General features: G+C 61.0%; 13 protein-coding genes. 6 read left to right on the top strand and 7 right to left on the bottom strand.

The genetic code is table 11. The features are described 5' to 3' along the window. The first annotated feature begins 27 nt into the window (after positions 1-27). Both hexR and ACI7M0_RS26460 read left to right on the top strand, forming a co-directional pair. A complete protein-coding gene (hexR, locus tag ACI7M0_RS26465; RefSeq protein ID WP_003253273.1) occupies positions 28-894 on the top strand; it encodes a transcriptional regulator HexR in 867 nt (288 codons plus the stop codon). Positions 895-1,093: 199 nt separating this feature from the next. Beyond that, positions 1,094-1,312: a PA3496 family putative envelope integrity protein gene (locus ACI7M0_RS26460; protein WP_121160859.1), complete on the top strand. Its 219-nt coding sequence runs from the start codon at positions 1,094-1,096 to the stop codon at positions 1,310-1,312. Here the strand turns inward: ACI7M0_RS26460 and ACI7M0_RS26455 are convergent. Then, positions 1,254-2,216, bottom strand: coding sequence for a LysR family transcriptional regulator (locus tag ACI7M0_RS26455; RefSeq protein ID WP_010955834.1), 963 nt, complete (start codon positions 2,214-2,216; stop codon positions 1,254-1,256). The two genes, ACI7M0_RS26460 and ACI7M0_RS26455, sit on opposite strands and share 59 nt — an antisense overlap. A 189-nt stretch (positions 2,217-2,405) precedes the next feature. On the opposite strand from ACI7M0_RS26455, the gene ACI7M0_RS26450 reads away from it, so the two are divergent. Both ACI7M0_RS26450 and oadA read left to right on the top strand, forming a co-directional pair. Next, entirely contained in the window at positions 2,406-3,821 is a 1,416-nt protein-coding gene (locus ACI7M0_RS26450; RefSeq protein WP_003253279.1) for an acetyl-CoA carboxylase biotin carboxylase subunit, read from the top strand. A gap of 11 nt (positions 3,822-3,832) precedes the next feature. After that, positions 3,833-5,641, top strand: coding sequence for a sodium-extruding oxaloacetate decarboxylase subunit alpha (gene oadA, locus ACI7M0_RS26445; protein ID WP_020191103.1), 1,809 nt, complete (start codon positions 3,833-3,835; stop codon positions 5,639-5,641). A gap of 121 nt (positions 5,642-5,762) precedes the next feature. On the opposite strand, the gene ACI7M0_RS26440 is transcribed toward oadA, so the two are convergent. From ACI7M0_RS26440 to ACI7M0_RS26430, 3 genes are read right to left on the bottom strand one after another with little or no spacing between them, the layout of a single operon-like run. Beyond that, positions 5,763-6,434, bottom strand: coding sequence for a GNAT family N-acetyltransferase (locus ACI7M0_RS26440; protein ID WP_129933600.1), 672 nt, complete (start codon positions 6,432-6,434; stop codon positions 5,763-5,765). 7 nt (positions 6,435-6,441) lie between these two features. Beyond that, on the bottom strand, positions 6,442-6,888 hold the full coding sequence (locus ACI7M0_RS26435) for a GNAT family N-acetyltransferase (RefSeq protein ID WP_003253286.1): 447 nt from the start codon (positions 6,886-6,888) through the stop codon (positions 6,442-6,444). An 11-nt stretch (positions 6,889-6,899) separates the two neighbouring features. Continuing rightward, on the bottom strand, positions 6,900-7,529 hold the full coding sequence (locus ACI7M0_RS26430) for an FMN-binding negative transcriptional regulator (protein ID WP_010955832.1): 630 nt from the start codon (positions 7,527-7,529) through the stop codon (positions 6,900-6,902). 89 nt (positions 7,530-7,618) lie between these two features. On the opposite strand from ACI7M0_RS26430, the gene ACI7M0_RS26425 reads away from it, so the two are divergent. Further along, on the top strand, positions 7,619-9,148 hold the full coding sequence (locus ACI7M0_RS26425) for a PLP-dependent aminotransferase family protein (protein ID WP_129933602.1): 1,530 nt from the start codon (positions 7,619-7,621) through the stop codon (positions 9,146-9,148). Between the two features lie 31 nt (positions 9,149-9,179). Here the strand turns inward: ACI7M0_RS26425 and ACI7M0_RS26420 are convergent, their stop codons facing one another. The 3 genes from ACI7M0_RS26420 to ACI7M0_RS26410 form a co-directional block, all read right to left on the bottom strand. After that, positions 9,180-10,283 (bottom strand): polyamine ABC transporter substrate-binding protein, encoded by a 1,104-nt coding sequence (locus ACI7M0_RS26420; RefSeq protein WP_010955830.1) that lies wholly within the window; start codon positions 10,281-10,283, stop codon positions 9,180-9,182. Next, complete coding sequence (locus tag ACI7M0_RS26415; RefSeq protein ID WP_104962831.1) at positions 10,283-11,326, bottom strand: histone deacetylase family protein; 1,044 nt, start codon at positions 11,324-11,326, stop codon at positions 10,283-10,285. Before ACI7M0_RS26415 ends, ACI7M0_RS26420 begins: the two co-directional genes overlap by 1 nt. A gap of 295 nt (positions 11,327-11,621) precedes the next feature. Beyond that, positions 11,622-12,614: an AraC family transcriptional regulator gene (locus tag ACI7M0_RS26410; RefSeq protein ID WP_003253295.1), complete on the bottom strand. Its 993-nt coding sequence runs from the start codon at positions 12,612-12,614 to the stop codon at positions 11,622-11,624. Between the two features lie 241 nt (positions 12,615-12,855). On the opposite strand from ACI7M0_RS26410, the gene ACI7M0_RS26405 reads away from it, so the two are divergent. Beyond that, positions 12,856-14,061 (top strand): ISL3 family transposase, encoded by a 1,206-nt coding sequence (locus ACI7M0_RS26405; RefSeq protein WP_104960601.1) that lies wholly within the window; start codon positions 12,856-12,858, stop codon positions 14,059-14,061. Positions 14,062-14,136: the final 75 nt, after the last annotated feature.

Below are 14,136 nucleotides of genomic sequence, written 5' to 3'. Positions count from 1 at the left end.
CAAGCCGATCATAACCGAGTCCCGCCTGTGAATCTGTTGCAACATATCGCCCAATCGCGCCACTTGCTGCGCAAATCGGAACTGAAAGTGGCCGACCACGTGCTGCTCGACCCGGCTGCCGTCATGCACAGCTCCATGGCCGATTTGGCGCACAGCGTGGGTATCAGTGAGCCGACCATCGTGCGTTTCTGCCGGGCCATTGGCTGCTCGGGCTTCCAGGACCTGAAGCTGAAGCTGGCGCAAAGCCTGGCTGCCGGGGCCAGCTTCGGTCAGTTCGCCATCCACGAAGACGATTCGGTCGCCGACTACAGCCTGAAGATCTTCGACACCACCCTGCACACCCTGATGGAAGTACGCGAGCACCTTGATCCGCAGGCGCTGCAACAAGCAGTGAGCGCCATGGCCCAGGCGCAGCGGGTAGAGTTCTATGGCTTTGGCGCGTCCGGTGCCGTTGCGGCCGATGCCCAGCACAAGTTCTTCCGCCTGCTGCTCAGCGCGGCAGCGTATTCCGACCCGCATATGCAAGCGATGTCGGCCGTTACCCTGAAACCGGGCGATGTGGCGGTGTGTATTTCCCAGTCGGGCCGTTCCAAGGACCTGCTGATCACTGCCAACCTGGTGCGTGAGAGCGGCGCCAACCTGATTACCCTGTGCCCCAGCCAGACGCCGCTGGCCGAGCTATCGACGGTCAACCTGGCGATCGACGTGCATGAAGACACCGAGATCTACACCCCACTGACCTCGCGTATTGCCCACCTAGTGGTGATCGACGTGCTGGCGATGGGCGTTGCCATGGCGCGCGGGCCTAGCCTGGTCAACCACCTGAAGAGCGTGAAACGCAGCTTGCGCAGCTTGCGTCTGTCGCCCAAGTCGATCAAGGCTACCGACGACTGAATTCAACCTGTACTGGCGTCTTCGCGGGCTTGCCCGCTCCCACAGGTACTGTGCACCTCTAGTACCTGTGGGAGCGGGCAAGCCCGCGAAGAGGCCGGTACAGGCAGTGAAAATTCACGGTTCTGTCACCATTCCACCGCCAAACGGTAAACCATCAAGGCCAGTCTGAAACTCCCGCATACTATCTGGGAGACAGGCAATGGCTCGTGACTTCGACGGTACGTACCAACCCAACGCCAAGGCTCGCAAGCAGCAGGAAAAGGATCAGCGCCGTATGGAATACCGCCGCGCGATCGAGAGCTATTGCGACCAACGTCAATTGCTCCGCGACCTGGCGGACTACCCCGAGCTGCAAGCACTCACGGTATGGCAGTCGTCGGCGGCAACTTCCCCGAAAAGCGTTCAACAAGCGCGCTGATAAGAGCACGTTCGCCGCGTATGAATGCAAGAAACGCCAAGGCCACCGGCGACTGCCGCTTGGCCTTGGCCTGTACCACGCACCAGCTACGGTACAGCGGTAGCTCCTCGACCGGTAATTCCTTCAGCATCCCGGTAGCCAATTCCAGGTTGACTGCGTGACGGGTCAACAGGGCGATCCCCAGCCCGGCGATCACGCATTCGCGCTGGGCATCGGCCGAGGCTACTTCAAGCGTCTGGGCGAAATGCACGCGCTTGTCCTTGAAGTACTCTTCGCACGCCTTGCGTGTTCCCGAACCTTGCTCGCGGACCAGCAGGGTATGTGGCTCCAGGTCCTGCATGCGCAACTGCTCCAGCTTGCACAGCGGGTGCTGTGGCGGCGCAACCGCAACGATCGGGTTGTTGAGGAACGGCAGAAACTCCAGGCCCATGTCTTGCGGCACCATCGACATGATGATCAGGTCGTCGCGGTTATCGGAAAGGCGGCGGATGGCTTGGGCACGGTTGACTACCGTCAGGGTCAGGTTGACTTCCGGGTGACGCTGCTTGAAGGCGGCGAACAGGTGTGGCACGAAGTACTTGGCACTGGACTCGATCGCCAGTTTCAACTGACCTTGCAGTGAGCCCTGCATGTCCGACAGCTGCATGTCCAGGCTCTCCAGGCGCCCGAAGATATCGTGGCTGGCGCGCTGCAGGGCCTCGGCCGCCTCGGTCAGGTAGAGCTTCTTGCCCACGTACTCGAACAATGGCTGACCGATCAGCTCTTCAAGCTGACGGATCTGTAGACTAACGGCGGGTTGCGTCAGCGCCATCTCCTCCGCAGCACGGCTGTACGACCGCAAATCGCACACCTCATTGAAGATCTGGAGTTGACGCAATGTCATACGCATCAAGGACTTACGCATTTTAATCTGCTCTTCGGCAACACCTTGTTACCCAACTATAAGCTTTTGCTAATACAGCCTCTAACAAATATTGATTTTTGTTTATCGACCTACAGCGCTAGGGTGAATACGCGACTGGCCAGCAACGTCTGGTCACGCGCCGACCGGTAGAACCGGCTCGACTGTTCCTACGGCTTTGGGAAGACTCCAGTGATAAAAAAAATCCTGATCGCCAACCGAGGTGAAATCGCAGTTCGGATCGTGCGTGCTTGCGCCGAGATGGGCATTCGCTCGGTAGCGATCTTTTCCGACGCCGACCGGCATGCCTTGCACGTCAAGCGCGCTGACGAAGCACACAGCATCGGTGCCGAGCCGCTGGCCGGTTACCTGAACCCGCGCAAGCTGGTGAACCTGGCTGTGGAAACCGGCTGTGATGCCCTGCACCCAGGCTACGGTTTCCTTTCGGAAAACGCTGAACTGGCAGAAATTTGCGCCGAGCGCGGGATCAAGTTCATCGGCCCGGCCGCCGACGTGATTCGCCGTATGGGCGACAAGACCGAAGCGCGCCGCACCATGATCGCCGCCGGTGTGCCGGTAACCCCGGGCACCGAAGGCAACGTTGCCGATATTCATGAAGCCCTGAGCGAAGGTGATCGCATCGGTTATCCGGTGATGCTCAAGGCCACCTCCGGTGGTGGCGGCCGTGGTATTCGTCGTTGCAATAGCCGCGAAGAACTGGAACAGAACTTCCCACGGGTCATTTCCGAGGCGACCAAGGCATTCGGTTCGGCCGAAGTGTTCCTGGAGAAATGCATCGTCAACCCTAAGCACATCGAGGCGCAAATTCTCGGTGACAGCTTCGGTAACGTAGTGCACCTGTTCGAGCGCGACTGCTCTATCCAGCGCCGTAACCAGAAGCTCATCGAAATTGCCCCGAGCCCACAGCTCACTCCTGAGCAGCGCGCCTACATCGGCGACCTGGCGGTGCGTGCGGCCAAAGCGGTGAATTACGAGAACGCCGGTACCGTGGAGTTCCTGCTCGCCGATGGCGAAGTGTACTTCATGGAAATGAACACCCGGGTGCAGGTGGAACACACCATTACCGAGGAAATCACCGGTATCGACATCGTTCGTGAGCAGATCCGCATCGCCTCGGGGCTGCCACTGTCGGTCAAGCAGGAAGACATTCAGCACCGCGGCTACGCCCTGCAGTTCCGTATCAATGCTGAAGACCCGAAAAACAACTTCCTGCCCAGCTTCGGCAAGATCACCCGTTACTACGCCCCCGGCGGCCCGGGCGTGCGCACCGACACGGCGATCTACACCGGCTATACCATTCCACCGTTCTACGACTCCATGTGCCTGAAACTGGTGGTGTGGGCGTTGACCTGGGAAGAAGCCATGGACCGCGGCCTGCGGGCCCTGGACGACATGCGCGTGCAAGGGGTGAAGACCACCGCCGCGTACTACCAGGAAATCCTGCGCAATCCGGAATTCCGTAGCGGCCAGTTCAATACCAGCTTTGTCGAAAGCCACCCTGAATTGACCAACTACTCGATCAAGCGCAAACCCGAAGAGCTGGCCCTGGCCATCGCCGCCGCCATCGCCGCCCACGCAGGCCTGTGAGGAACCCTATAATGTCCAAGAAAATTCACGTAACCGACACGATCCTGCGCGACGCTCACCAGTCCCTGCTGGCTACCCGCATGCGTACCGAAGACATGCTGCCGATCTGCGACAAGCTCGACAAGGTTGGCTACTGGTCGCTGGAAGTCTGGGGTGGTGCAACCTTCGACGCCTGCGTGCGCTTCCTCAAGGAAGACCCGTGGGAGCGCCTGCGCAAGCTGCGCGCAGCGCTGCCAAACACCCGCCTGCAAATGCTGCTGCGCGGCCAGAACCTGTTGGGCTACCGTCACTACAGCGACGACGTGGTCAAGGCCTTCGTCGCCAAGGCGGCGGTCAACGGCATCGATGTGTTCCGCATTTTCGACGCCATGAACGACGTGCGTAACCTGCGCGTGGCCATCGAAGCGGTCAAGGCCGCCGGCAAGCACGCCCAGGGCACCATCGCTTACACCACCAGCCCGGTACACACCATCGAAGCCTTCGTGAACCAGGCCAAGCAGATGGAAGCCATGGGTTGCGACTCGGTGGCGATCAAGGACATGGCCGGCCTGCTGACCCCATTCGCCACTGGCGAGCTGGTCAAGGCGCTGAAGGCAGAACAGTCGCTGCCGGTGTTCATTCACTCCCACGATACCGCCGGCCTGGCAGCCATGTGCCAGCTCAAGGCCGTGGAAAATGGCGCGGACCACATCGACACCGCCATCTCCAGCTTCGCCTGGGGCACCAGCCATCCGGGTACCGAGTCGATGGTTGCTGCACTCAAGGGCAGCGAGTTCGACACCGGCCTGGACCTGGAGCTTCTGCAAGAGATCGGCTTGTACTTCTACGCCGTGCGCAAGAAGTACCACCAGTTCGAAAGCGAGTTCACCGCGGTAGACACCCGGGTGCAGGTCAACCAGGTACCGGGCGGCATGATTTCCAACCTGGCCAACCAGCTCAAGGAGCAGGGCGCTCTCAACCGCATGAACGAAGTGCTGGCCGAAATCCCGCGTGTGCGTGAAGACCTCGGCTTCCCGCCGCTGGTCACCCCGACCTCGCAGATCGTCGGCACCCAGGCGTTCTTCAACGTGCTGGCGGGTGAGCGCTACAAAACCATCACCAATGAGGTGAAGCTGTACCTGCAAGGTGGTTATGGCAAGGCCCCAGGTGTGGTCAACGAGCAACTGCGTCGCCAGGCTATCGGCAGTGAAGAAGTGATCGATGTGCGCCCGGCTGACCTGCTGAAGCCGGAAATGGCCAAGTTGCGTAGCGACATCGGTGCCCTGGCCCGTTGCGAAGAAGACGTGCTGACCTACGCCATGTTCCCGGACATTGGCCGCAAGTTCCTCGAAGAACGCGAAGCTGGCACCTTGACGCCTGAAGTTCTGCTGCCGATTCCGGAAGCCGGTGCCGTGGCTGCCCCAGGCGGTGAAGGCGTGCCGACCGAGTTCGTCATTGACGTACACGGCGAAACCTACCGCGTCGACATCACCGGTGTGGGGGTTAAGGCCGAAGGCAAGCGTCACTTCTATCTGTCGATCGATGGCATGCCGGAGGAAGTGGTATTCGAGCCACTCAACGAGTTCGTCAGCGGTGGCGGCAGCAAGCGCAAGCAAGCGACCGACCCTGGCCACGTGAGCACCACCATGCCAGGGAACATCGTTGATGTGTTGGTCAAGGAAGGTGACATGGTCAAGGCCGGCCAGGCGGTCCTGATCACCGAAGCCATGAAGATGGAAACCGAAGTGCAGGCGGCCATCGCCGGTAAGGTCGTGGCCATCCATGTGGCCAAGGGTGATCGCGTGACGCCGGGTGAGATCCTGATCGAGATCGAGGGCTGATTTAAGCCCTCATCTACAAGTGGTTAACCTCTGGGGAGCGGATGCTCCCCTTTTTTTGTGCCGGACTCACCCGCACCTCACAACGCGCATCCCTTGTGGGAGAGCTGATTCAGCACACCGCTCAACCTTTGCGGCACATCTCAAGGCTTTCCACCTGGCCACCCGGCTGCTGGTTCTCTTCACTCAACCACCGCTCAAACCCGGCAGCCACCGCCGGCCATTCATCATCGGTAATCGAATACCACGCCGTATCGCGGTTATGGTCCTTCACCACCAGGTGCTTGCGGAACACCCCTTCGTAGACGAAGCCGAATCGCTCTGCCGCACGTTTGGAGCGGGCATTGGCGTTATTGCACTTCCACTCCAGCCGTCGATTACCCAGCGCGAAGCCCAGCTTGCCCAGCAGATACACCGCCTCGGTACCCTTGGGCGTACGCTGCATGGCGGCACCGAAGGCAATGTGGCCGATCTCGATCCGGCCGTGTTCAGGGACGATCGACATCAGGCTGAGGATGCCTTGGGCCTGGCCACTGGCGCGGTCGATGACGGTGTAGAAAAGCGGGTCGCGGCCAGCAGCGTTGCCTTCCAGCCAGCGGTCGAAGGCGACGCGTTCGGCGAACGGGCCGTAGGGCAGGTAGTCCCACAGCACCGGATCGGAGGCCGGCCCCTGCAGTGCCTCCCAGAGGTCTTCGCCATGGCGCCCTGGATCGAGCTTCTCCAGGCGGATGAAGCGGCCTTCAATGGGCTCGGCCTGGGGGGGGGCGGCGGGTTTCCAGTTCAATGCGTCTGTCATGTGCGGCCTACAAGCCTTTGCGGAATTGGATGAAGCCCGAGCGCTCGGCAACCTGCTGGTACAGGCTGATGGCGGTGGCGTTGGTTTCGTGGGTCAGCCAGTGCACCTTGATGCAGTTGTCGGCCTTGGCAGTGGTGTAGACGTGCTCGATCAACTGTCGACCAATGCCCAGGCCACGTTGCGTGCTGTCCACATACAGGTCCTGCAGGTAGCAGGAATTCTCGATACTCCAGTTGGAACGATGGTAGATGAAGTTGACCATCCCCACCGCCTTGCCGTCGACCCAGGCCAGTGCCGAATGGGTTGGCTCGCTGGGGTCGAGCAGGCGTTGCCAGGTGCTCAGGCTGACGGCATCGGCCAGCTCGGTCTCGTAGAAGTGCAGGTAGGCCTGCCAAAGGGCGTGCCAGGCTGCGTGATCTTGGGCCGTGACAGGGCGCAGGGTAAGGTTGGGCATGGGCTATTCCTTCAGAGTTGGCGCATGTGCGCCGCGAGTTGATTGTCCAGTTGATCGGGACTGGCGCTCAGGCCTTCGCGCACACCAGCGATGTCTTGCCCGGAGCGGTTCTGGCTGAGCTTGCGCGCACCTTGCAGGCGCGCGATGGGCAGACGGATACCGACGATGGCGCGGAGCATGCCCTCGATGTAGTCGGCAGGGGCGTCGGTGACTTTCCATGGTTCGCTGCGACCCTGTTCGTGGCGGTCTGTCAGGCGGCTAACGATAGCCAGTAGCGGCTCGGCCTCATGGATAACTTCGGCCGGGCCATAAGCGTGCACCGCCAGGTAGTTCCAGGTCGGCACCACCTTGGGGTTTTCGGCCTTGCTTGGGTAATAGCCGGGGCTGACATAGGCATCGGCGCCGGGGAATACCAGCAGTGCTTCGCCGCCGTGCTGCAGGTCTTGCCATTGGCGGTTGGCCCGGGCCAGGTGGGCATACACAGTGCCAAAATCGCCCTCGGCGGTATCGACCAGCACCGGCAGGTGCGTGGCCAGAAGGCCCTGTTCGCCCTGGCTGACCAGAACGGCCAGGCGGGTGTCTAGCATGTGCTGGTGCAAGCGGGTGAGGTCGTGTTCCTGATGCGGCTTACTGTTGTACATGGCGGGATCCTTGTCGAATGGCTCCATCCTAGGCAGGCTATTGGTTCTGGGTAAGATCCATTAATGCCTGTTTTCATAGGTCCAATATCATGCGCGAGTCACCCCTCATCCTGCCTTTTGACCCTGCCGGGATCGCGCTGGATCGCAGCCGCGGGCTTAGCCAGCAGCTATATCAGGCGTTGCGAGCGCGGGTACTGGATGGGCGCCTGAGCAGTGGTACTCGTCTGCCGGCTACGCGCGACCTGGCTGCCATGTTGGCGCTTTCACGCAACAGCGTGGTGCGCGCCTACGATCAACTGTATGCCGAGGGCTTCATCGAAAGCCGGGTCGGTGATGGCACCTACGTTAGCCGGCTGCCAAAACTGTCCACACAAGTATCCACAGGGTTATCCCTGGGCTTATCAACAGGTTTATCCACATTTCGTGAAGAAAATACTGAGGATTCATCCAGCGGGAGGCTTTTCAGCGCGCCTCTGCAGCGCCTGAAAAACAACCATTTGCCACCGCCCAGAAGCGGTGCGCCGCGTGCTTTTCGCGTTGGTATTCCAGCATTCGACCTGTTCCCGTTTGACGTCTGGGCCAAGCTACAGGCGGGTTTCTGGCGCAACCCATCGCCTGCACAACTGGGCTATGGTGACCCCGCTGGCGAGCCGGCTTTGCGCGATCTGATAGCGGCCTATCTACGCCGCTCGCGGGGGCTGAGCTGTACGGCTGAACAAATTGTGATCACAAGCGGTGCGCAGCAGGCCATCAGCCTTTGTGCACAGTTGCTGCTGCAGCCGGGCGACGGTGTGGCTGTGGAAAACCCAGGCTATCGGGCGGCCGCTCATGCCTTCACGCTTGCGGGCGGCCGGGTGTGTGGCGTGCCTGTGGATGAGGACGGGCTGGACTGCGGCCGGCTGGAACAGTTGACCGATTGCCGACTGACCTATGTCACGCCTGCACACCAATACCCGACCGGGGTGACCATGAGCCTTGCACGTCGCCTGGCATTGCTGGCCTGGGCCGAACGCAGTGACGGCTGGATCATCGAGGACGACTACGACGGCGAGTATCGCTACAGCGGTGCGCCGCTGGCCCCGCTGGCAGCGCTCGACCGGCACGGGCGGGTGCTGTATGTCGGCACCTTCGGCAAGATCGCCTTCCCGGCGTTGCGTCTAGGCTATCTGGTGCTTCCGTCGAAACTGGTGCAGGCCTTCAGCCAGGGCAGAGCTATAGCGGTGCGGCATTCGGAGGTCAGCAGCCAGTGCGTGATGGCCGAGTTCATGGCCCGTGGCCATTTTCAGCGGCATATCCGCCGTATGCGCAAGGCGGCATTGAAGCGGCGCGATGTGCTCAAGGTCGGTTGGCCTGTGGATATTCCGGGGTTGGGTGCAATGCCGGAAGTGGCGGCTGGGCTGCATGTGAAGGTCAATGTGGATAACTTTTCTCGGGAGCAGGAGTTGGTGGCCAAGGCTGAGGCGGTGGGAGTGGAAGTGACGCCACTGAGCAATTTCTGGTTGGCGGACTGCGAGGTGCCTGTGGATAAGCGGGCGGGGCTGGTGCTGGGCTTCGCGGCGGTGCCGGAGGGCGAGATAGCCGAAGCCTTGATGAAATTACGCAAAGTCTGGAGAAAATGAAGGGGGCTGCAAAGCAGCCCCCGGTTCAACATCAGGTACCGGACTTTATCCGCGTCCAGGCGCGGGTCCTGGCCCGTTCGGCATTTCGCGTCAAAGGCTTGAGGGTATACAGCTTGGCCATCGCCTCTGCCGTCGGATACAGGTTGGGGTTGTTGCGAATCGTCGGATTCACCTTGTCGGTCGCATCCTTGTTCGGGTTCGGATACCCCACGAAGTCGCTGATCGGCGCAATCACCTCTGGCCGCAGCAGGTAATTGATGAACGTATGCGCATCCTCCGGGTTCGCAGCGCCCTTTGGAATCGCCAGCATGTCGAACCAGATCGGTGCGCCCTCCTTGGGCAGGCGCATGTCCACCACCACGCCGTTGTTCGCCTCACGGGCGCGGTTGGCTGCCTGCGAGAAGCTGCCGCTGTAGCCCACTGCCACACAGATGTCGCCATTGGCGATGTCTGCCATGTACTTCGAGGAGTGGAAGTAGGTGATATGCGGACGAATCTTCAGCATCAGTTCCTCGGCCTTCTTGTAGTCCGCCGGTTTGTCGCTGTTCGGCGGCAAGCCCAGGTACTGCAGGGCCAGCGGTAGAATCTCCGACGGCGAGTCGAGCAGGGCCACGCCGCACTGCTTGAGCTTGGCGATGTTCTCTTCCTTGAAGATCAGGTCCCAGCTGTCCACCGGCGCGTTGTCGCCGAGTGCAGCCTTGACCTTGGCCGGGTTGAAGCCGATCAGCACGGTGCCGTACATATACGGCACGGCAAACTTGTTGCCCGGGTCGTTAGCTTCGATCAGCTTCATCAGTGCCGGGTCAAGGTGTTGCCAGTTCGGCAGCTTGCTGCGATCCAGCGGCTGGAACACCCCGGCTTCGATCTGCTTGGCGAGGAACACGTTGGACGGTACTACCACGTCATAGCCGGAGTTGCCGGTCAGCAGCTTGGCTTCCAGCGCCTCGTTGGTGTCGAAGATGTCGTACACCAGCTTCACGCCGCTGTCCTTCTGGAAGGCAGTCAAGGTCTGCGGGGTGATGTAATCGAACCAGTTATATACACGCAGGGTGCGCTGCTCGGCTTGCGCATGCAGGGCGCCTGCGAACAGGGTGGCAGCGATGAACGGGGCGAGCAGACGTTTGAGTCGGACCATTATCGGGCTCCTGACTGGGCGCGCTGGAAGCCTTCCAGCACATTGACCGCGTTGATGCCGATTTCTTCCACAGCGTAGCCGCCTTCCATCACGAACAGGGTCGGCTTGCCGAGTTGGCCGATGCGCTTGCCCATTTCCAGGTAGTCCGGGCTGTCCAGCTTGAACTGCGAGATGGGGTCATCCTTGAAGGTGTCCACACCCAGGGAGATGACCAGCACGTCGGCGTCATAGCTGGCGATGCGCTTGCAGGCATCCTCCAGGGCTGCGCTCCAGGCGGCCCAGTCGCTACCGGCGGGCAAGGGGTAGTTGATGTTGTAGCCCTGGCCTGCGCCTTCGCCGGTTTCATCGGCATAGCCGAGGAAGAACGGGAATTCGTCCTGCGGGTCGCCGTGGATCGAGGCGAAGAACACGTCGTCGCGGTTGTAGAAGATGTCCTGCGTACCGTTGCCGTGGTGGTAGTCGACGTCAAGGATGGCGACCTTGCGTCGGCCTTGGTCGAGGAAGGCCTGGGCGGCGATGGCGGCATTATTCAGATAGCAGTAGCCGCCCATCACTTCGCCGGCAGCGTGGTGCCCTGGCGGACGGCACAGGGCGAACGCGGCATGGGCGCCTTGCTGAATCGCTGCCTGGGCGGTCAGGGCAACTTGCGCAGCACTGTAGGCCGCCTGCCAGGTACCCGCGGTGATGGGGGCGCCGGCATCGAAACTGTAGTAACCCAGTTCGCCATGCAGGCCGGTCGGCTTGACCTGGCGCAGTGTGCGGGCCGGCCAGGTGAAGGGCAGCAGGTCACCCTCGTGGCCCTGTGCAGCCCAGCGGGCCCAGGCGCCTTCGAAGAAATCCAGGTAATCGGCGCTGTGGATGCGCAGCAACGGCGCACGGCCGAAGTCGGTCGGGCCCTGGATGTCGCCGAGGTTGCGTTTTTTCACCTGGTCGAGCACATGGTCGGCGCGCGAAGGCATTTCGAAACAGGGCATCAGCTTGCCATCGATCAGCTCGCAGCGGCCGTGGTGCAGGCGGTGGTCATCGGAATAGATCGTCAGCATTGTTGTTCTCCGGTGGGACTGGCGTGGGTCCATTGTCATGGGCTGATCAGCAGGGGAGAACGACGCAAACGGCCAAAAGGGGATCGATATGGCCAAGGTCTTTGGCCGGATGGGTGGTGACCTATCCGGCCTTTTCGCGGGTAAGGCAGCGGCGGCAACCGTGAACGGCCTTTGGGCATTGGCAGGCAGGCCCGGCCCTTTCGCGGGTGAACCCGCTCCTACAATGGCCACCAGGGCGTCAGGGGTTGTGACGCCCCTGTAGGAGCGGTTTTACCCGCGAAGAGGCCAGAGCAGGTCAACCACGAAAATGGCTGGGCGCCACGCCACTCCAGCGCTGGAAGGCATGCCGAAAACTGGCTGTCTCACTGAACCCCAAAGTCTCCGCAATCCGGTAGATCGGCATTTGTTCATCGGCCAGCAACTGCTTGGCCCGCTCGAACCTCAGCTCGTCCAGCAGCTGTTGATAACTGCTGCCCAGCGCCTGCAAATGCCGGCGCAGGGTGCGCGAAGAGCAGTTCATCTGCCGCGCAAGCCCTTCCAGCCCGGGCGCTGCGTCCAGTTGCTGCGCCAGCAGCTGGCGAATCCGTCCCAGCCATGCCTGGCGACCGGTGAATTCAAGGTTCAGGCGCCGGCAGCGCTCGCTCATGGCTTTGTGAGTAATCGGGTCGGCCAGCGGCAGCGGCATATCCAGCCATCGCCGTTCGAAGGCAAAGGCATTGTCCTCGGCGGCGAAACCGATCGGGCATTGAAACGCTTCGGCATAGAGGGCGTGGTAACCAGGGCGAGGGTGTTCGAAGCGTGCGCCAAGCAGCGGCAACGGCCGGCCAAGCAGGTCGTCACAGATGACTTTCAGCGACACCAGGCAGAACTCGGCGTTGAAAGCGCTCAGCGCCGGGCTGTCCTGGTAATCGCTGGCGCTGAACCAGACACGTTGGCCGTCGTCGAGCAAGCGCAGCTTGAAGACTGTTCCCAGCAGTGCCGGATACTGCAGCGCCAGGCGTAGGGCGTCACCCAAAGTGGCACTGGAGAGCAGCGCGTAACCGAGCATGCCGTAGCACGACACGCGCATGCGCTGGCCCAGTTCCAGGCCAATGTCCTCGCGCCGGGCCACAGCATTGGCGCAAACCTGCAGCTCCTGCTGGGTGGTGATGCGCGCATCGGCATGCCCCAGGTCTGCCGGGCCAATGCCGCTGCCGGCCAGCAACGCCGACGCCTCGCAACCGTCTGCCTGGAAGACGTTGAGGATCAGCGAAACTGCGTTGAGGGTGGTCAGGTGGCTGTGCAGCATGCTGGGTAATCCCGTTGGACTGGGATGCATTATGGAGCAAGTTGTGTGCCGATATCCGAGGCTGCAGGCAAACCACATACCCTGCCGGCGCGCCGGGTGTCGCAAAGGCCTGCAAAGCGCCCTCTAAAACCTTCAGGCAAAAAAAAGGTTCTTCACGGAATCCCGGGAAAGACAGAAACAAGAACGCCGGTTTGATGGATGATGTTCGTGCGAGCAAACACATCAACAAACCGGCGTTCTTGTGCACGATATTAATACGTTTCTGCCCTTTTGGGAGGGCTTTTCTGTCATTGCCATCAGGCCTGACGGCGACGATCTGCTGATCGACCTGATTCCGCAGCCCACTAGGTTCCCCACCTGCAGCGGCTGCCATCAGCCCAGCACCGCCATCCACGAATACTGCCAGCGTTCGATCCGTGATCTCCCCATTCTTGGCCATGCGGTACGGTTGAATGTGGAACTGCGGCGCGTTGGGTGTCGCGCATGCGGCAAGCGGATGGAGTCAGTCAGCTGGCTTGATCGCTATTCGCGTATGACCCAGCGCTTGGCCGAGGCCGTGATCCAGGCTTGCCAGCGGCTGCCTACCCTGCACGTCGCTGAGCTGTTTGACTTGCATTGGGACAGTGTGCGCTTGCTGGAGCGACGAGCTCTACAAGCCGCTCTAGAGAAGCTACCAAAGGCCCAGCCCAGGCGCCTGGTGATGGACGAGTTCGCCCTGTTCAAAGGCCATCGCTACGCCAGCGTGGTGCTGGACGCCGATACCCGCCGGGTTCTGTGGATTGGCGAAGGACGTAGCAGAGCGGCTGTCAGGCCCTTCTTTGAGGAGTTGGGGCCAGAAGGCTGTGCGCGGATCGAAGCAGTGGCGATGGACATGAACACCGCATTTGACCTGGAGGTACGCCAACACTGCCCTCAGGCACGCGTGGTCTACGACCTGTTTCATGTAGTCGCCAAGTATGGGCGCGAGGTGATTGACCGGGTACGGGTCGACGAAGCCAACCGTCTGCGCCATGACAAACCCGCGCGCAGGGTGATCAAGCAAGCACGCTGGCTACTGCTGCGTAATCCGGAAAATCTCAAGCGAAAAGATCAACAGGTGCACCTGAGGGATCTGCTGTCGGCTAACCAATCGCTGATGACGGTTTATCTGATGAAAGCAGAGTTAAAAGCGCTGTGGTCGCCCACCACCGCCTGGGGTTGGCGATCAGCCTGGAAGCAGTGGCTGCGTCTGGCTGATGAAAGCGCGATACCGGCACTGAAGCAGTTTGCTAAACGCCTGAAGGGATACTGGCGCGGCATCTTGAGCAGGGTGCGATGGCCGATGCATACGGGCCAGCTGGAAGGCATCAACAACCGGATCAAGGTGATCAAGCGGATGGCTTACGGTTACCGGGACAGCGAATTCTTTTTCATGAAGATCAAGAATGACTTTCCCGGCAATCCGTGAAGAACCAAAAAAAAGGCCCGAAGCAAGCGCTCGGGCCTTGGAAAGGTTGAGAGGTGTCTAGTCCCTCGACCTGGT

This window comes from Pseudomonas sp. 10(2024) (assembly GCF_045164175.1).
GTDB lineage: Bacteria > Pseudomonadota > Gammaproteobacteria > Pseudomonadales > Pseudomonadaceae > Aquipseudomonas > Aquipseudomonas alloputida.
The sequence above is the reverse complement of the archived record's forward strand: the minus strand, read 5'-3'. Positions and strand labels throughout refer to the sequence as shown.